Here is a 19,591-nt window from a genome sequence, read left to right on the forward strand (position 1 = left end):
CTAAAGTTGACTTTTATTGTATCCTAAAGCCGATAGTAATATTCTAAATTTGCTTTAAATAATTTGTAACTTTAGATATTATGGAGACAAAAATTTATATAAATCTTGCTGTAAAAGATTTAAAAAGAGCAATTTCATTTTTTAATGAATTGGGGTTTTCTACCAATTTGAAATTTACAAATGAAAAGGGAGCCTGTATTGTTATTGGTAAAAACATAAATGTAATGCTTTTGCTTGAGGAGTTTTATAAAACGTTTACCGATAAACAGATTTGTGATTCAAATACAACCAGCGAAGTTCTTATTTCTATTTCTGTTGAAACACGTATGGAGGTCGACGAAATAATAGACAAAGCAGTTAAAGCCGGAGGAACAGATTATCAAAAAGCAAGCGATTATGGATGGATGTATCAAAGAACTTTTTTAGATTTAGACGGACATCATTGGGAAGTTTTCTTTATGGATGAAACTCAAATTCCAGAGCAGATGTAATTTTTAAAAGGAAAAAAATGATCACAGTTCAAAATACAATTAATGCATCTATAGAGAAAGTATGGGATTTTTGGATTTCTCCAAAACACATACAAAACTGGAATTATGCTTTTGACAGCTGGCATACACCTCAAGCAGAAAATGATTTAGAGGTAAAAGGTAAATTTAAATATAAAATGGAGGCTAAAGATAAAAGCGCAGGTTTTGATTTTGAAGGTGAATATACCAAAATAGAAAAATTTAGATTAATAGAATATAAGCTTTTAGATAACAGAACAGGAAGCGTTCATTTTGAAGATTATGGCGGCAGGGTAAAATTAACAGAAGTATTTGAGCCCGCAAAAGAAGATTCTGAAAGCATGCAGAAACAATGGTGTCAGGCTGTAATTAACAATTTTAAAAAATATGTAGAAAACATTGAACAACAATAATCTTAAAAAATATAAATAATGATAACAGTACAAAATACAGTCAATGCATCAATAAACAAGGTTTGGGATTTTTGGACTTTGCCGGAACATATTACAAAATGGAGTTTTGCCTCTCCAGATTGGCATACGCCTTATGCCGAAAATGATTTGCAAGAAGGAGGAAAGTTCAAATCGACTATGGCAGCAAAAGATGGCAGTATGAGTTTTGATTTTGAAGGTGAATATACATTGGTGCAGCCAAATAAAAATATTGAATACATAATGGCTGACGGCAGAAAAGTTGAAATTACTTTTAAGGAAACGGAGAATGGGGTAGAAATAATTGAAAGTTTTGATCCAGAAACTCAAAATCCAGAAGAAATGCAGCGTGGCGGGTGGCAGGCCATTTTGGATAACTTTAAAAGATATGTAGAGAACAATTAATTTTTTTTAAGGAACAAAGTTGCAGAGAAGCAAAGGTTCAAAGAAAAACTTAGCATCTTAAAAAATAAGTTTAACGAAAAACATCAAAAAATGACAAAGCAAATATGGCTGAATCTGCCAGTGAAAGAGGTGGCAGTTTCAAAAGCTTTTTTTTCGAAAATAGGATTCTCTTTTAATGAAGAACATGATACGCCAAGTTCGACCTGTATGGTTGTTGGTGAAGGGAAATTTGTGGTAATGCTTTTTGAAGAATCGCTTTTTGCGAGTTTTTCTCAGAACAGTTTAACAGATACAAAATTAAGCTCAGAAGTTTTGATTTCGATTGATGCCGAAAGCAAAGAAGAAGTCGATGAACTAGCCCAAAAAGTGCAAGATGCCGGCGGTACTATTTTTGCTCCGCCCGCTGAAAGTCAAGGTTGGATGTATGGCTTCGGTTTTGCTGATACAGACGGTCATCGATGGAATGTTTTATTTATGGATTTTGCTAAATTATCTTAATTATGGAAACCTTAGAATTTAAAATACGAATTAAAGCTCCAGCCGAAAAGGTTTGGAGTGTTTTATGGGATGAAGAAACGTATAAAAAATGGACTAGTGTTTTTTGCGAAGGATCTCATACTATAAGCGACTGGAACGAAGGGGACAAAATACATTTTATGTCACCAAACGGAGAAGGAATGTATAGTATAATCGAAACAAAAACACCAAACGAATATATGGCTTTTAAGCATATAGGCGAAATAAAAGATTTTAAAGAACAGCCTCTCAATGAAGAAACCAAAAAATGGAGCGGGGCAATGGAAACTTACAGATTAATTCAAGATGATGAATTTACAGATTTGATTGCGCAGGTCGACTCGGGCGAAAAATTTGTCGATTATTTTAAAGAAGTTTTTCCAAGAGGTTTAGAAGTCGTTAAAGAAATTTCGGAGATATAAATTACAATAACAAAATCAATTAGAACAAAGAATAGTAACAAACAAAAAACAAAAAAAAATCATGACAACAGTAAATCCTTATTTAGTTTTTAATGGAAATTGCGAAGAAGCATTTCTACATTACAAATCCGTATTTGGCGGAGAATTTCCATACATTGGAAAATTTAAAGACATGCCTGCTGCTGAAGATGGCGGCTGTACTCAAGTTTCAGAAAAAGAAGCCAACCGTATCATGCACGTTTCACTGCCTATTGGGAATACCATCTTAATGGGAAGCGACAGCACTGAACAATCAGGCGATGTGAAATTTGGAGGAAATTTTTCTGTTTCGGTTAATGTCGAAAGTACAGAAGAAGCAGATCGAATTTTTAACGGACTTTCAGAAGGCGGGAACGTTTTTATGCCAATGGATAAAACATTTTGGGGCGCTTATTTCGGAATGTTCACGGACAAATTTGGCATCAATTGGATGGTAAACTTCGACCAAAGTCCAAAATAATTTTTATCACTGTGAATTCACGAATTGTGTAAGCATAGTGCTTAAAAAAATACGAATTCGAAGCTGAAAAAAAATCAAATTTAAATTATGTTACGTTATTTTAATAGCGGAACATAATTGTTAAATTACTCAAAAAAGCACATTATTATGTGCTTTTTTGCTGTAAAAAAATAACTGTTATTCTTTTTTATCATCAAGAGATTGTCGATTTTTGTCGCTTCGTAAAATCAATTCAGATAACATGGCAATAGAGAATAAAGAAATTATTTTATTAAAAGTTTCAGGACATGATAAACCAGGAGTTACAGCTGGTTTAACAGCGGTATTAGCGGCTTATGATGCTGTTATTCTAGATATTGGGCAAGCCGATATTCATGATACGCTTTCTTTAGGAATTTTGTTTGAGATCGAAGCAGGTTCTACTTCTGGCCCAGTTTTGAAAGATTTGCTGTTTAAAGCTTATGAATTAGAAGTGAAAGTAAAGTTTATTCCAATTTCACTTGAAGATTACGAAAAGTGGGTAAAAACACAATCAAAACAGCGTTATATCATTAATATTTTAGGAGAAAAATTGGCTGCGTCGCAATTGGCTGCCGTAGCAAAACTTTTATCCGATCAAAATTTAAATATCGTTTCTATAATAAGATTAACAGGAAGAACTTCTGTTGTCGAAAAAGAAGAATACCCAAGATCTTGTATACAATTGTCCCTAACAGGAGATATTGTCGATAAGATTGCCATGACAGCAAGTTTCATGGAAATTTCCAGAACCTTAAACGTAGACATATCTTTTCAAGAAGATAATATTTACAGACGAAACCGTCGTTTAGTTTGCTTTGATATGGATTCAACTTTAATTCAGACAGAAGTTATTGACGAATTGGCAGAGTTGAATGGAGTAGGGCCTCAAGTAAGAGCAATCACAGAATCGGCAATGAATGGCGAAATTGATTTCAACGAAAGCTTCAAACAACGCATGGCTTTGTTAGAAGGTTTGAGCGAAGAAGTTTTGCATAATGTTGCTGTAAATTTACCAATTACACAAGGAGCACATCGTTTGATGAAAGCCCTAAAATATTACGGCTATAAAACCGCAATTCTTTCTGGAGGATTCACCTATTTTGGAGATTATCTTCAAAAAGAACTCGGAATCGATTATGTTCATGCCAATCAATTAGAGATTAAAGACGGTAAATTAACCGGTAAATATTTAGGCGATATTGTAGACGGACAAAAGAAAGCGGAATACCTAAAAGCAATTGCCGAAAAAGAAGGCATTCACATCAACCAAACCATTGCGGTTGGAGACGGAGCAAACGATTTACCAATGCTTAATTTAGCTGGTTTAGGAATTGCTTTTCACGCAAAACCAAAAGTAAAAGAAAGCGCTTCAACATCAATTTCAAGTTTAGGACTTGACGGAGTTTTATATCTTTTAGGATACCATGATCGATATATTGATATGATGTAAATAAAACAGTTTGTCATTTCGACGTAAGGAGAAATTACAATCGAAACTCCATAAAGTGAATTGTCAATCTTTGTCGATTATTGTGTGTGATTTCTCCTTACGTCGAAATGACAAATAGAACCTAAATAAAACAAACAAACAAACCTTAGTTTTTCAATAAAAGCTAAGGTTTTTTTATGGGCAAGTCCCTCTGGAACGGATAGTCCTCATGCGACTTAGTGGAATTAATCTTTAAGAGAAAAGACAAGTTTTAAAAAGTATTTTTATTATGAATTGCCTCCTGCTTTAGCTGGAGGAGTATTGATTGGAATAGATTTTTGGCTAAAGCCAAGAAAAGATGCATTTATACCACTAGCTAAAGCTAGTGGCTATGGAAAAATAGATATTAAAATTCGTGCTAATTAGTGAAATTCGTGGCAAGCCTTAAATCCTACATCTCCTTCAACTGCTCCAAATAATCTCTCTGATTTGAAAGTCTCGGAATCTTATGCTGCCCGCCAAGTTTATCACGTTCCTTTAGCCAGTCATAAAATAAGTTTTCGCGAGCTACATTAATCACCAAAGGATTTAATGTCATATTATTGTAGCGTTTCGCTTCGTAATCAGAGTTTAAAGTTTGCAGCGTTTCATCCAGCACTTTTTGGAAAAGACCAACATCAGCAGGTTTTTTCTTGAATTCGATCATCCATTCATGTGCGCCTTTTTCTTTGTCTTGCATAAAAATAGGAGCAACCGTATAATCGATAACTTCAGTATGTGTAATTTGACAGGCTTTTGCAATCGCTTGATCTGTGTTTTCGACCATTAATTCTTCGCCAAAAACATTAATATGATGTTTTGTTCTTCCAGTAACTCTTATTCTATAAGGATTTAAAGAAGTAAAACGAACCGTATCACCAATTAAATAGCGCCATAAACCAGAATTGGTTGTAATAACAATAGCGTAGTTTTTATTCAATTCCACATCAGCTAAACGAATTACTTTTTGATTTGGAGTTCCAAAAGTCTCCATTGGAATAAACTCGTAGAAAATTCCGTAATCGAGCATCAATAATAAATCGCTGGAATTGTTTAAATCCTGAATCGCAAAAAAGCCTTCAGAAGCATTGTAAATTTCGTAATATTTAAAATCTTTACTCGGCAAAATTTTCTTGTATTGTTCTCTGTAAGGAGAGAAACTTACGCCTCCGTGAAAATATACCTCAAGATTCGGCCAAAGTTCTAATAAACTTTGCTTGCCCGTATTTTCTAAAACTTTGTTCATTAAAACCAGCATCCACGAAGGAACTCCAGCAAAACTCGTTACATTTTCATTTTTCGTTTCATTTATAATCGCAGCGATTTTAGTTTCCCATTCGCTCATTAACGAAGTTTTACTGCTTGGTGTACTGCTGAATTCTGCCCAAATAGGCATATTCTCGATCAAAATGGCCGATAAATCTCCAAAGAAAGTATTGTTGTTTTCATAAATCTGAGAACTTCCGCCTAAGCGAAGACTTTTTCCAAGAAACAATTCAGAATCCTCATTATTATTCAAATACAAACAAAGTAAATCTTTGCTCCCTTTATAATGACAATCTTCTAAAGCTTCATTACTAACAGGGATAAATTTACTTTTCGCATTAGTAGTGCCACTCGATTTGGCAAACCATTTAATCGGTGATTCCCAAAAAACACCTTGTTCACCCTGACGTGTGCGTTCAATCAAAGGCTGCAGCTCTTCGTAACTTGAAATAGGAACCCTTTCTGCAAAAGTTTGATAAGAATTTATAGAAGCAAAGTCATACTGTCTTCCTACAACTGTATTTTCTGATGCTGTCAATAAATTATGCAAGAGTTCTTCTTGAACTTCATTTGGATATTTTAGAAAAAGTTCTATTTGATGTATCCTTTGTTTCAGGACCCAAGAAGCGAAAGAATTTATAATGGATAAGGGCATGAGTGAATTTTAGATTTTAGATGTTAGTCTTTACAGATTGACGTAAAAAACACGAAACTTAAAATTTGAATATCGACAGACAAATATTAACTTTGCCGTTGTATCAAAAATAGTGTTTTTTTGCAAAAAACAATTCTATTTAAGGCAAAGATTCTACTTCAAAAGCCGAACTTCTCAGAACTGAATCTAAAATTTTTAAATCAGCAATCTAAAACCTAAAATTAAATGCAATATCAAGGCGTACTTACAAAAATGCAGACTGAACTAGGAAACCCAATTCAATATTATTTGGTTTTTGAGGACAGTTTTATCAACGTTAATCAGTTATTGAATAAAGAGATTGAGATTAATTTTGCAGGTTATGAATGTTTGAATTGCCATAAAAAGAAAAAAATCTACAGACAGGGTTTTTGTTACGAGTGTTTTTATTCAAGTCCAGCTGTGGGCGACTGGATCATGAGACCAGAATTGAGTACGGCGCATTTAGGAGTTGCTGATCGAGATTTAGAATACGAACAAAAAGTACAATTGCAGCCGCATATTGTTTATCTGGCATTGTCGAGCGAGATAAAAGTAGGAGTAACGCGTAAAACGCAAGTTCCTACCCGATGGATTGATCAAGGAGCAACGCAGGCAATTACAATTGTTGAAGTTCCAAATCGTTATTTGGCAGGAATTACTGAGGTTGCATTAAAAGATCATTATGCTGATAAAACAAATTGGAGAAAGATGCTGCAGAGTACCGCAGAATCTTGTGATTTGATTCTTGAAAAAGCAAAAGTAGAAAACCTAATCCCTGCTGAGGTTAAAGATTACTTTTACAGCGAGAAAAACGATGTTTATGAGTTAAACTATCCCGTTTTAAATTACCCATCAAAAGTAGCAAGTTTGAATCTGGATAAAACACCTTCATTTCAAGGAAAACTAATTGGAATTAAAGGTCAGTATTTAATTTTTGAAAACGGAACTGTCTTTAATATCCGCAGTTCTGAAGGATATGTGGTCAATATAAACGTCTAGGGAATTTACCTATCTGTCGATTTTTATTGCGTAACTATCTAGTATTTTGTCGTTTATGAAATTAATATTGTATTTTTATGTCTCTTTCCAAAGACATAAAGATGCAAATATTGATACATTTGGTTACAATTTTGTAATAAATGCTTATTGAAAGAATTTATTTTTAGAAAAATAAAGAACCTAGATTTGGAAACAAGTCATTAGAGGTTTTATTCTAAAATTAAGAGCGATTTAATAATTCATAAATTATTCGATACAGATGAGTGTTCTAACAAAAGTAAATCAATACAGGCGTAGTATAATGCGAGGTCTGACTAAAAATATTGGAAAACCAAAGGAAGATCCCGGTTTTGTTTTAGTAGACAAAATGGAGATAAAAAGGGTTTTAGTCTGCAGACCAAATGCCAGATTAGGAAACCTTTTATTGATTACTCCGCTTGTTCAAGAAGTAAGCGAAATGTTTCCAAATTGTAAAGTCGATTTGTTTGTTAAGGGAACTTTAGCTCCGGTAATTTTTGAGAATTATGACTGTATCGATAAAGTTATTGATTTACCCAAAAAGCCATTCAAAAGTTTGTTGAAATACCTAAATGTTTGGATTTCGATAAAAAGACGAAAATACGATATTGCGATCAACGTCGATCAAAATTCTTCTTCAGGACGTTTAGCGGTCCAGTTCTCAAATGCTAAATACAAATTCTTTGGAGATTTATTAGAAGAATCTCAACTTGTAAAAAGCGACTACAATCATATTGCAAAATATCCTGTTTATAATTTCCGATATTATCTAACAAAACTAGGATTTGCAAAAAGCAACAAAATAATAGCTCCAATAGACCTTAAATTATCTTCTCCTGAAATTGCTGAAGGCAAAGAAATTCTAAATGATTTAGTTTCTAATGCCAAAAGAACAATTTGCATATTTACTTATGCAACTGGTGCAAAATGTTTATCTGTAGAGTGGTGGGAATCTTTTTATTCGCAGCTTACCGCAGAATATAAAGACTATAATATTGTTGAAATTCTGCCAGTAGAAAACGTTTCGCAGATTGATTTTAAAGCGCCGACATTTTATAGTAAAGATATTCGCGAAATAGGCTCGGTTATTGCAAATGCGGATTTGTTTATTGGTGCTGACAGCGGAATTATGCATTTAGCAAGTGCAGTTCAAACACCTACAATTGGTTTATTTTCTGTTTCAAACATACAAAAATACGAGCCTTATGATAATTGCAGTGTAGGCATAGATGTCAATTTGTATTCTAAAAAGGATTATATAAAAACCATTAATTCAATTCTAAACAATGGTAAATTAAATATCTTTTCGAAAGCTATTTAAAAACTATAGATCAAAAAAAAGCATCCGTTTAACAGGATGCTTTTTTTTTGGGTTTAATTTTTCTTCTTAAATAATCCATTCAATAAGTCGCTGGCTTTTTTAGTAACCTCTTGAGTTTTTTGTTCTTTTTCAGTTTTCGCAGCCTGAGTCGTATCTTTTGCTTTCGTGTTTTTATTGATTAAATCAGTCAAAGCAGCAGTACCCTTTTGCGTCAGCTTTTCTTTCTGCTGATTTGCTACTTGTGTGGCTAAACTAGAAACCGCAGTTTTCATATCAGTAGTAATTTTTGGATTAGAAAAATTACCAGTAATTATTGCGTTTATTGGTATGTTTTGCAGTTTTGCAGCATCTGCAGGAGACATTTTAGCAATAAAAGCATTTGCTTCATTTCCTAAATATTTAGCAGGAACATCAAGTTTTAAATTGTAGTTCATCGTTTGATCAAAACCATGAGTTCCGCCAACCGTAATTTTTATGTCTTGATATTTAATATCAAACGGTTTTACGTTTACTTTTCCATTATCAAAAGTCAAAGCCGCTTTAATATCATTCAAATTGACTTTATTCATGTCAATAAATTTGATGTTTGAACCTAAAGCATTCAATAAAGTAGAGTTTTTAGAGTTTACAGTAGTCGAAAGCAGCTGCCCTAATAAATCGCCTGAAATTGATTTTAGATCTGGAGTAAGTTCATTGGCATCAAGATTACCGTTTAGTTTTACAGTCGAATTTAATTTTCCATTTATGATTCCTGCAATTGGAGCAATTTTTTTCATCATGTCCAATTGCGTAAAAGTCTGCGCAATATCAACTTGGTTAAAGCCTAAATTCATATCAAATGTGGGAACTTTAGTTTTAGTCGAAACAGCACCGGTTAAACCAATTGTTCCGCCAAAAATTGATGTTTTAAAGTTTTCCAATAAAGCTTTTTCATCTTTGATGATTAATTTTCCAGAAACATCTTTAAGCTTCAAATTGTCGTATAAAACAGTTGTTGCTTTTGCATTCAAAGTACAGTTTAAAAAAGCTGGAATTTTCATTGCCTCTGCTGGTTTTGCTGCAGTTTTTGTTTCTGCTTTTGCAGGTTCGCCCGCAGTCATAAAATCATCAACAGCCAATTGATTTGAACTCATATTAAAGTTTCCTTTTAATTCCTGTTTTTTGAACATAAAACCATAGAAGTTTTCAAGAACACCATTTATTGCAAGATCACTTTTTCCAGTAGTTGCATTAAATTGTTTCAAATTAATCGTACTTGGATTGAACTCAACTAATGCTGTGCTGATATTCATCGATTTATTGTTTTCATCAGTATATTTAAATCCTGATAAACTCATTGTTCCAGCATTTTTAATGTTTTGATACTGACTTTTTTCTACAGAAGCCATATCAAATTGTGTAGTAACATCCGCTTTTAAAATACCAGCCAAAGGTTTATCCATCTTAATAGGATATGCTTTTGATAGATTAGCCAAGTTGATTGTTCCTTTTAAAGCCGCATTAACAAAAGGATTTACAGTAATGTTTCTGATATTTGCTTTAGCGTTAAAAACATCCTGATCAATTCTAAACGATAGTTTGTCTAGATTAACATAAGTATCATTTAAAATCCCAGTTTCATTTATAATTTTAGTATCGATTACAATATTTTGAACTGATTTTGGCAAGTTAGGATATTGAAATGAAGCATTATTTGACGCGATCGCAATATTAAATTTTGGTACAGTAGTATCTGTTAATTGCCCTTTTGCAAAACCTGCAACCGTAAAGTCTCCCGTTGTTTTTACACCATCAAGACTTGATGAATAGGCTGACGGGATTAAACCTAAGAAATTAGTAAACGATGAGGTTGGTGTTTTAAATTTTAAATCATAAATCTGTCCCGCTTCAACCATTTGTATAAAACCGTCAAACTCTAATGGCAATTGATTAATTAAAGCTTTGTTTTCTTTAAAAGTGTATTTGCTTTGATCTAAATCGATTCCTAAAACTGCGTCTAAAGTCAATTTTACATTTTTCATGTAATTGATCTTGTCCATATCTAAAGATACTTTAGCAGTTGATTTTGTTGTTAAATCCAATTTGGAATTGGTAAAATCTCCTGTTCCTTCATGATTTAAGCTATCAATAACCATTTTTATTTTTGATCCTTGATCAATGTATCTGAACGTGAAATTTTCGATTTTATAATTTTGAATTTTTAACGAAAGTGGTTTGCTTGCATTATCCTTAGTAGTTTCTTTCTTGTCTTTCAAAGCAATATCAAAGTTTCCTACGCCGTCTTTATTAAAGATGATATTTACTAAACCATTTTCAGAAGTAATTCCCTGAATGTTCAATGGTTCATCTTTTCCTTTAAAAAGTTCTTTAATGCTCATTTTTAAATTCAACTCGCCTAGCGAAACAAGCGTATCACCTTCAAAAGGAGCTTTGTTAATGATTACTAGTTTTTCAATTCCTACCGCTGCATTTGGAAAGTTTTTAAACAAACTCAAATCAGCATCAGCAAAACTTACTTTAGCATCTACACTTTCATTTATAGCATCGGCAATTTTTGCTTTGATTTGATCTTTAAAGAAATAAGGAATGGCGAATAATGCGGCAACAAAAACCACAATTACAATGGCGCTTATTTTTAAAATTTTCTTTAACATATTTATAGATTTGAGATTTAATTTGAAATTAGGACTCTTGCAAAAATAGTTTTTTTGAATGAGACAGACGATAAAGTTTTCTTAAAAACTGTAAGAAATAGCTGTAAAACGGAAATAAAAAAAATCCGTCTGATAATTTTCAAACGGATTTAAATTTATGATATTGCATTTATTTTTTAATAAAGGAGACTATTTTTTCAATCAACACCTCCGAAATTGGCAGGGTTTCATTATTATAACTGTCCATATTTGCCTGCTTATCGCCGTCAATAATTTTCATAACATGATTCATTTTATCAATGATTGCCAATTGCGAGTTTTTATTGGCTTGAGCCAAACTTTCGGCATCTTTAACGCCTACTTGCATATCGTTGTTTCCTTGTAAAACTAAAACAGGAACGGTTAATTTTTTAATCTCAGTTTGAGGATCATATTTAAACCATGAAATTAAGTAAGGCTGAATGCTTGGTCTAAAAAGAGAATTTAGAAGCGGATCAACTTTATTTACTTTATTGCCGCTTTTTAAACTGTCAATAATAGGAAACGTCATATCCTCCAATTGCTTATTTGATTTAGAAGCTATTTGAGATTTTATAAGTTTATCTGCAGATTCTCCTGCGCCTGCAATAGAAACAAATTTATTCGCTTTTGCTCCCGCAATCATTCCAATTAAGGAACCTTCGCTGTGACCAATAACAGTAAGTTGTGTAAAACGTTTGTCAAGTTTCAAAAAGTTAATCCAGCTTTTTACATCTTCAGTATAGTTTTCAAAAACCAAGCTCGATTCTGTTATTGCAGAAGCTTTACTTTCTCCAATTCCTCTTTTGTCAAATCGTAATGATGCAATTCCGTTTTTTGCCAAAGCTTCTGCCAGCATTTTTAAGGAATTATTTTTCATCATCGGATTGTTCCCATTTCGGTCAGTTGGCCCTGAACCTGCAATTATCAAAGCAACCTGACATTTTTTGACTTCATCAGGAACAGTAAGCGTTCCGTACAGCTGATCAACATTTATTTTTAAAGTTACATTAGTTTCTTTAAAAGTATGCTGCTTTGTACTTTGTGCATTAGTAATTGTCAAGAATAAAACGGAAAAAAAGAGAAATATAGTTTTCATTTTTTTAAATAGTATTACTTAATGTTTATTCCAAACGGCATCATTGCCTGTACACCTTTTTGTCTTTGAAACCTTTTAACTTGCTCAATAAGCAGATAATTTTCTTCTCCAATTTCTTCTTTTATAAACGCCTCTTTCGATTGTGCAAAAGGAAGATTAGCCATTAAATCGCTAAAAGTTTTTTCGTACTCAGGATAATTTTGTGTGCTGTAATCTTTGATCTTAGCAATTTTAGCAGCTTCAGCAATTGCGTCATTAAGACCGCCAATTTTGTCTACTAATCCAATTTTTACAGCCTCAGATCCAGACCAAACTCTTCCTTGAGCAATAGAATCAACTTGTGCAAAAGTCATTTTTCGACCTTCGGCAACATGCGTAACAAAATTTTTGTAGATCTGTTCAACTCCTTCAAGTGTAAACGCTTTAAATTTTTCATCAAGCGGCACAAACGGACTGTAATTTGCTGAATTTTCGTGGGTTTTAACCTGTTCTGTATAAATTCCTAATTTAGTAGCCAGCGGCGTGAAATTTGGCAATACTCCAAAAACACCTATAGAACCCGTAATCGTATTACTTTCGGCAAAAATCTTATTAGCATTACAAGCAATATAATAACCTCCAGAAGCTGCATAATTTCCCATTGAAACCACAACTGGTTTTACCTTTTTAGTGATTTCAATTTCTCTCCAAATTAAATCTGAAGTTAAAGCGCTTCCGCCCGGACTGTCAATTCTAAGAACAATAGCTTTTACATCATCATTTTTTCGAGCTTCTTGCAGCGAACGACGCATTGAGCCTTCGCCAATTACAGTGACATCACCTTCGCCGCCAATAATTTCGCCTTGAGCATAGATAATCGCAATTTGATTATCAGCAGTATTTGTTAATGCAGTAGTAATATTGTTTTGAGTATAATCTAGAATAGAAATTTTGTTATAGTCATCATCACCAGTCACTTTCAAAGCTTTTTTGATGGCATTATGATAAACATCTTCATAAGCAACAATGTCTACTAAACGTTCTGCTTTTGCCATTGCAGGAGTTCTGGCTAATAAACCATTTGCTATTTCATTTAATTTCGCAACAGGAATATTTCTGCTTTTCGAAATATCGCTGCAAACCGTTGTCCAAATAGAATTTAAAAGTGCAGTAACTTGTTCTCTATTTGCATCGCTCATTTTATTTTCTAAAAATGGCTCAACAGCACTTTTGTATTTTCCGTGACGGATAACTTCCATATGAATCCCTGATTTTTCCTGAAAATCTTTAAAGAACATAACTTCAGACGAAAGTCCTTTAAAATCTAAATCTCCAGCTGGATTCAAATAAACAGTATTGGCAACAGAATTTAAATAATATTCTTTTTGAGAATAAGTATTAGCATAAGCCCACACAAATTTTCCTGATTTTTTGAAGCTTTCAAGAGCATTTCTCAAATCTTTATATTGAGCCAATCCTAAAGATGATTCATCATTTAAAATCGAAATTCCCTTAATATTACTGTCTGTTTTTGCTGCTTCAATAGCATTAATAACATCCGTTAAACCAATTCCTTTTTTTTCTGAAAAAACAGTTACCCACGGATCTTTATACTTACCTGCATAATCATTATTGATTTGTTTTAGATTTAATTCTATAACTGAATCATTTTTTACAGAAACCTTGTCTTCTCCTCCAAAAATGGCTCCAATTAGAATAACTCCAAAAAAGAAGATCATAATAAATACAAAAATACCAATAACAGTGGCGATTACATTTCCTAAAAATTTCATATGTATATTTTTTTAATAAGTAGCAAAAAGACGGATTTGTTACAAATATAATCTAAAATCGATTTAACTTTTGTATCCGCATCAGCGAAATATTTGTAGTTTTTACATTTTTAATCGTCTAATTAAAGATAGCATAATTTGTAAGATAAGTATGGTTTGAAGTTGGAATATTTTATATTTGATAAAAATAAATACTGCAATATGAAAGATAAAATTGCCTTGTTGAGCCTTTTTTTTCTCGTTGGTTTTTATGCCGAAGCACAAAAAGTACAAACTAAAAAAGTGGTGGTTGATAAAATGACAAAACTGCCATTGGAAAAAGTAAATGTTTATAATCAAAAAGATAACTCTATAACAAATGAAGAAGGTTATTTTTCTTTTATTACAGATTATAATGAATTGAATTTTAGCTTGATTGGTTATGAAAATCTAAAACTTAGTTTTGAGGAAGTAAATAAACGAGATACAATTTTTTTACAAAGCAAAACAATTGAGCTTGAAGAAGTAGTAGTAGGCGGCGAAATGGCTATAATGAAAAAGGCATATGCTAAAATGAAGGAAAATTATATACTCGAACCTTATAATGAAAATTTCTTTCTGCGATGTGTTTTGAAAAGAAATGACGAATTAGTCAGGCTGCAGGATATTTATGGAAAAGTATCAAGAAAAAGTATTTTTAAAACCAAAACTCAGCCGGATAATAAATGTGAAGTTGAGATTTTGAATATGAGAAAAGTTGGAATTAAGGATAAAGAAGATTTTATTTATTTTGAATTTCAAAGCTTTGAAAAATTATTTGATATCAATGCGATGATATCTATAAAGTTGGAAGACTTCGAACTTACACAGGAAAAAAATGCAGCGAATAATTTTTTTAAAATTAGTTTTAGTAAAAAAATAGATAATTCTGTCGGGCAAAAAACAAGCGGTTATTTTATAATTAATAAGGAAGATTATGCAATTGTCGAAACACACTTTGATCTTTATGATGATGGAGAAAAAGTGCCGTTTCAAAAAAAGGGTAATGTCGAATATCGAACAACGATTTTTAAAACGACATCAAATTATAGAAAGAGCAGCAGTACCAATAAATATTATTTAAATAATGCAAAATCAGATGTTAGAGTAGAGCTGCTTGGTAACGAAAAGGTTCCAAAAGCTTTTTATGATTATTCGACCAATTTTTTTGTAACGAATAGTTTTATTGCCGAGAAAGCAAAATCAAATTTATCTATGGATAAAGATATTTTTAAAGTAAAATATCCATATTCAGAACAATTTTGGAAAAGTCAAAACCAATTACCTCTAACGAGCGATTTAAATGCATTTTTAAAACGTGTTTCAGAAAATAAAGACAATAAGAAAGAGTTTGAAGTGGTTGGAAACTTCTAATTCTTGAAACAAATAATGTGGTTAATTCTAAAATAGTTTTAGTTAATTTGCATTTATTATGAAGTCACAGCATCAAGTCGTTTTATCTATAGGCAGCAATCAAGGAAACAGGTTAGAAAACATCGAAAGCTGTATCAATTTGATACATCAAGAAGTGGGAACAGTAATCAAGGTTTCAAAATTGTATGAAACACCTGCCTGGGGTTTTGAGAGCGATGCTTTTTATAATTGCGCTTTACTTTTGCATACGGCTTCATCTGCACAAAAAATATTAAATCAAGTTTTAAAAGTCGAAAAACAATTAGGCAGAATTCGATCTAATAAAGACGGATATCAATCTAGAATTATTGACGTTGATTTGATTATTTATGATGATGAAATTATCGAATCTGAAAAACTTCAGGTTCCGCACCCATTAATGCAGAACAGAAATTTTGTTTTATTACCAATATCAGATTTAAAATTGGATTGGAAACATCCGGTTTTTCAGAAATCAATTTCGGAGTTAATTGCAGTTTCTCCAGATGACAGCGTTTGTACAGTAGTTCAAGATCTAAAAAATCCTTTGCAGGAAATTGCACTTGAAAACTATAATTATATTGCTTTCGAAGGTAATATTGGTGCAGGTAAAACTACTTTGGTGCATAAAATTGCCGACGATTTTAACGCAAAAACAGTTTTAGAGCGTTTTGCGGATAATCCGTTTTTACCCAAGTTTTATAAAGACCAAAACAGATATGCGTTCCCGCTCGAAATGTCTTTTCTAGCCGATCGTTATCAGCAATTGTCAGATGATTTGGCACAGTTTGATTTGTTCAAAGACTTTATCGTAGCCGATTATCATATTTTTAAATCGCTGATTTTTGCTAAAATTACATTGGCAGAAGATGAATATCGCTTGTACCGAAACTTGTTTGATATTATCTACAAAGAAATGCCTAAGCCGGATTTGTATGTTTATTTATATCAAAATACAGAACGACTTCTTCAAAATATAAAAAAACGAGGCAGAAGCTACGAACAAAATATAGAAGCTGAATATTTAGATAAAATCAACAATGGTTATTTAGAATATATTAAATCCCAGTTTGATTTGAATGTTTTGATTATTGATGTTTCTAATCGTGATTTTGTAAAAAAACAAGAAGATTATCTTTTTGTTTTAGACGAAATTAGAAAGAAATTGAATTAAGATAATTTTCTAATTAGCACATTCTCTAATTAGTAAATTATCTTTTCAGCGAAAAATGACCTCTTAAAATAGGTTGTGTATTATCTATTTTTAAAGCATACCAATAGTCAGAAGCAGGCAAAAGAGTTTTGTCGAATGTTCCGTCCCAGCTCATTTTAGATGCATTTAGCTGCGCAATCAACTTTCCGTATCGATCAAAAATAGTAACCTGTGCCTCAGGATAATTTTCCATTCCGGTAACTTCCCAAGTGTCATTATAAGAATCATTGTTCGGAGTGAAAAATGCTGGAAAAATAAGAACAACAAAATTTTGCATATCCAATCCACAACTATTTTTATCTCGAGTATACGCCGTTTGCAATCCGCCCGGAACATCATAAAAAGTATTTGAGTCCTGAAAGTTTATTCCATCAACAGAATATTCAAAATAAGCAGTTTCTTTTTTAAGATAAATCACAACTTTTGTTCCACTGACGCCAATTCGATCTATTTGTGGAATCTCATGTTCTTCAACCGTAATTGTCTTTCGGCTTGTACAATTTTCAGGAGCGGGACTGCTTACATCAACAGTGTAAATACCGCCTTGAGTAATGTCCGTAGTCTGCGTTGTTGCTCCATTAGACCATAAATAACTCATTCCTGTAATTCCAGCATCTAATGTTATAGTTTGAAATTGGCATAAAGGCAAAGTTTCATCTGTAACAACAGGAGGAGTGTAGATAGTAATGGCAACTGGAATACGATTCGTGTTAATGCAACCGTTATTTGAAGCTTCTGCGTAATACGTTGTATTTGTAGAAATAGCAGGAGTTTGAAAACTATTGCCTGTAAAAATACTTGTGCCGCCAGTTGAGTTTGCATACCAATTAATAAGCCCAATATTTGAACTGGCTTGCAAAGTTACACTTCCAACACCGCATCTTGAAACATTCGAAGAAACAGCAGTTGGAATATTTGGAGTTTGATTAACCGTTGCAATTACCGATTTTCTATTTATTTCACAGCCCGCATCGGCATAATAAGTTGTAGTTACTGTTATTGGTGATGGAGTTGTATAACTGTTTCCTGTTCCTAATAAAGTTCCACCTGTAGCTGAATCGTACCAGCTAATAGTGGCGCCGGCAGTTGCAGTCGCGTTAAAAGTAAAGTTTCCTGAGTCACAAACTGGACTTGGAGTAGGTAAACTTGTGATTTGAGGAATTGTGATTTTTGTGCTTGAGGCAATTTGTAAAGGAGCCTCTCCAGGCATTCCGCCATATTCAACAACATAGCCTTTAGGTTGATAAGCATCACCTGTGGTTAATGATCCCGTATTTGATAAATCGTTCCAAGAACCTCTTATGCCTACGCCAGGCTGCGTAATATGAGCATAATCTTCATTTCCTTGATTGTTTGGTTCACCAGTGTTCCAAAAAGCAAAATTTGGTGTTGAGCCATTTGCAGTTCCGTTCCAGAAAACAGTGCCTGCCTCAGGGCCGGTAACCCATTTCCAAACACCTTCTGTTTCTGCATCGCTTCCTCCAATCCATCCCGTTCCAGAGGCTTGTTCACCAATTAATTTAGCTTCGTCAGCAGATAAAATAGTTGCAAGATAACCTTGTAATCCATAATAAGTACTTGATTCGGCTGCTGTTTTTGCACTCGACCACGTGATGCCAATACTTGGTACGAATAAATAAAAATGTTGTGTTGAAGGAAGGTAATTGGCTTGACCAATCGTTATAGAAAAAGTTCTAGTGCCTGAGGCTGTAGCTGAGGAATTAGAATATACAACATCCTTAATTGCATTAACAAAATCAGAGTATAAGATATTCGCTCCTGTTGAACTGTATAATCGTAATTTTCCAGCGGTTACATCCCAGCTTGTTGTAATTGCAGGATGAGAAGCTGGGTTTAAAAGTTCTAGTTTGTCAAGACCACTTGAATAACCAGATGAAATTTGAATGTAAACTGCCTGAGTTGATGGTTCAGCAGGATCGTGAGTTATGCTAATAGTCTCAACAATTTTTATAGTGCTTTGCGGACAGTAAAATTGATTTCCAGTTGCAGTTATAACGGGAGGTGTGATAGCAAAATCTAAGGCTGTATTTCTTTTTTTATTCGTTTTAAGACTGTCATGTAAGCATATGTCTGCATACTTATTTTTAGTTTTAAAATTCTCATTTGCATGAGTTTTTACCACATTTAAAAGAAGTAGTAAAAGCGTTATTTTGAAGAAATTAACATTTTTCATTTTATAAAAGTATCAATTTTATAAGAATAAAAAAATATATTTAAAAATCTAACATTTACAGCTGCTTTTCGATTTAAAATCACAGTTTTTTGTGAAAGAATAATTTCTTAATTGTTATTTGGCCAGTTTAGTTTTTGAAACAAATCCCAGACTACAATTCCTGCGCTAACTGCTATATTCAAAGAATGTTTTGTGCCTAATTGAGGAATTTCGATACAGCCGTCGCAAATAGCTACAGCTTCTTGTGCAACACCGTATACTTCATTCCCAAAAACCAAAGCATATTTTTGATTTTTTTCCACTTTAAAATCTTGAAGAAAAATAGAGCTTTCCACTTGTTCAATGGCTAGTGTCATTACATTTTCTTTTTTAAGATTCTCGATAACTTCTAATACATTTTCGTGGTGTTCCCAGGCGACTGTTTCGGTAGCGCCAAGAGCGGTTTTATGAATCTCTTTATTTGGAGGTGTTGCAGTGATACCGCATAGAATTATTTTTTCGATCAAAAAAGCATCCGAAGTTCTAAAAACAGATCCAATATTGTGCAAACTGCGAATATCATCCAAAACTAATATTAAAGGAGTCTTGTCTGATTTTTTAAAATCTTCAATTGATTTGCGCTCTAGTTCGCTGTTTTCTAGTTTTCTCATTTGTATAAATTCAGGTCATAAAAAAAGCTT

At 32.9% G+C, this 19,591-nt stretch carries 17 protein-coding genes; 11 read left to right on the plus strand and 6 right to left on the minus strand.

Annotation, left to right across the window (positions count from 1 at the left end):
* The first annotated feature begins 80 nt into the window (after positions 1–80).
* From ACHRV0_RS10545 to serB, 7 genes are all read left to right on the plus strand, one after another.
* The gene (locus tag ACHRV0_RS10545) at positions 81–491 is read left to right on the plus strand and encodes a VOC family protein (protein WP_395440812.1); all 411 of its coding nucleotides are present in this window, start codon (positions 81–83) and stop codon (positions 489–491) included.
* A 17-nt stretch (positions 492–508) separates the two neighbouring features.
* Positions 509–922 (plus strand): SRPBCC domain-containing protein, encoded by a 414-nt coding sequence (locus tag ACHRV0_RS10550; RefSeq protein ID WP_395440813.1) that lies wholly within the window; start codon positions 509–511, stop codon positions 920–922.
* Between the two features lie 18 nt (positions 923–940).
* Positions 941–1,345 carry an SRPBCC family protein gene (locus ACHRV0_RS10555; RefSeq protein ID WP_395440814.1) on the plus strand — a complete coding sequence of 135 codons (405 nt, stop codon included), beginning with the start codon at positions 941–943 and terminating at the stop codon, positions 1,343–1,345.
* Between the two features lie 90 nt (positions 1,346–1,435).
* Positions 1,436–1,843: a VOC family protein gene (locus ACHRV0_RS10560; RefSeq protein WP_129026111.1), complete on the plus strand. Its 408-nt coding sequence runs from the start codon at positions 1,436–1,438 to the stop codon at positions 1,841–1,843.
* Positions 1,844–1,845: 2 nt separating this feature from the next.
* Positions 1,846–2,283, plus strand: coding sequence for an SRPBCC domain-containing protein (locus ACHRV0_RS10565; RefSeq protein WP_395440815.1), 438 nt, complete (start codon positions 1,846–1,848; stop codon positions 2,281–2,283).
* Between the two features lie 61 nt (positions 2,284–2,344).
* A complete protein-coding gene (locus tag ACHRV0_RS10570; protein ID WP_395415193.1) occupies positions 2,345–2,782 on the plus strand; it encodes a VOC family protein in 438 nt (145 codons plus the stop codon).
* Positions 2,783–3,023: 241 nt separating this feature from the next.
* Positions 3,024–4,253, plus strand: a complete 1,230-nt coding sequence (gene serB, locus ACHRV0_RS10575) for a phosphoserine phosphatase SerB (RefSeq protein WP_129026105.1) — start codon at positions 3,024–3,026, stop codon at positions 4,251–4,253.
* 430 nt (positions 4,254–4,683) lie between these two features.
* On the opposite strand, the gene ACHRV0_RS10580 is transcribed toward serB, so the two are convergent.
* The gene (locus ACHRV0_RS10580) at positions 4,684–6,192 is read right to left on the minus strand and encodes a GH3 auxin-responsive promoter family protein (protein ID WP_129026103.1); all 1,509 of its coding nucleotides are present in this window, start codon (positions 6,190–6,192) and stop codon (positions 4,684–4,686) included.
* 225 nt (positions 6,193–6,417) lie between these two features.
* On the opposite strand from ACHRV0_RS10580, the gene ACHRV0_RS10585 reads away from it, so the two are divergent.
* Both ACHRV0_RS10585 and ACHRV0_RS10590 read left to right on the plus strand, forming a co-directional pair.
* Positions 6,418–7,212 carry a DUF2797 domain-containing protein gene (locus ACHRV0_RS10585; RefSeq protein WP_395440816.1) on the plus strand — a complete coding sequence of 265 codons (795 nt, stop codon included), beginning with the start codon at positions 6,418–6,420 and terminating at the stop codon, positions 7,210–7,212.
* A gap of 259 nt (positions 7,213–7,471) precedes the next feature.
* Positions 7,472–8,551 carry a glycosyltransferase family 9 protein gene (locus ACHRV0_RS10590; RefSeq protein WP_395440817.1) on the plus strand — a complete coding sequence of 360 codons (1,080 nt, stop codon included), beginning with the start codon at positions 7,472–7,474 and terminating at the stop codon, positions 8,549–8,551.
* A gap of 53 nt (positions 8,552–8,604) precedes the next feature.
* On the opposite strand, the gene ACHRV0_RS10595 is transcribed toward ACHRV0_RS10590, so the two are convergent.
* From ACHRV0_RS10595 to sppA, 3 genes are all read right to left on the minus strand, one after another.
* Positions 8,605–11,205, minus strand: coding sequence for an AsmA-like C-terminal region-containing protein (locus ACHRV0_RS10595; RefSeq protein ID WP_395440818.1), 2,601 nt, complete (start codon positions 11,203–11,205; stop codon positions 8,605–8,607).
* A 169-nt stretch (positions 11,206–11,374) separates the two neighbouring features.
* Positions 11,375–12,322: an alpha/beta hydrolase gene (locus ACHRV0_RS10600; protein WP_395440819.1), complete on the minus strand. Its 948-nt coding sequence runs from the start codon at positions 12,320–12,322 to the stop codon at positions 11,375–11,377.
* 14 nt (positions 12,323–12,336) lie between these two features.
* Complete coding sequence (sppA, locus tag ACHRV0_RS10605) at positions 12,337–14,094, minus strand: signal peptide peptidase SppA (protein ID WP_395440820.1); 1,758 nt, start codon at positions 14,092–14,094, stop codon at positions 12,337–12,339.
* Between the two features lie 201 nt (positions 14,095–14,295).
* On the opposite strand from sppA, the gene ACHRV0_RS10610 reads away from it, so the two are divergent.
* Together ACHRV0_RS10610 and folK are read left to right on the plus strand one after the other, a co-directional pair.
* Positions 14,296–15,486, plus strand: a complete 1,191-nt coding sequence (locus ACHRV0_RS10610; RefSeq protein WP_395440821.1) for a carboxypeptidase-like regulatory domain-containing protein — start codon at positions 14,296–14,298, stop codon at positions 15,484–15,486.
* A 58-nt stretch (positions 15,487–15,544) separates the two neighbouring features.
* Positions 15,545–16,678: a 2-amino-4-hydroxy-6-hydroxymethyldihydropteridine diphosphokinase gene (gene folK, locus ACHRV0_RS10615; protein ID WP_395440822.1), complete on the plus strand. Its 1,134-nt coding sequence runs from the start codon at positions 15,545–15,547 to the stop codon at positions 16,676–16,678.
* A 37-nt stretch (positions 16,679–16,715) separates the two neighbouring features.
* On the opposite strand, the gene ACHRV0_RS10620 is transcribed toward folK, so the two are convergent.
* Both ACHRV0_RS10620 and ACHRV0_RS10625 read right to left on the minus strand, forming a co-directional pair.
* Complete coding sequence (locus ACHRV0_RS10620) at positions 16,716–18,911, minus strand: T9SS type B sorting domain-containing protein (RefSeq protein WP_395440823.1); 2,196 nt, start codon at positions 18,909–18,911, stop codon at positions 16,716–16,718.
* 107 nt (positions 18,912–19,018) lie between these two features.
* Entirely contained in the window at positions 19,019–19,561 is a 543-nt protein-coding gene (locus ACHRV0_RS10625; RefSeq protein ID WP_395440824.1) for an RNA methyltransferase, read from the minus strand.
* Positions 19,562–19,591: the final 30 nt, after the last annotated feature.

This window comes from Flavobacterium sp. FlaQc-30, assembly GCF_044005885.1.
Classification (GTDB): domain Bacteria; phylum Bacteroidota; class Bacteroidia; order Flavobacteriales; family Flavobacteriaceae; genus Flavobacterium.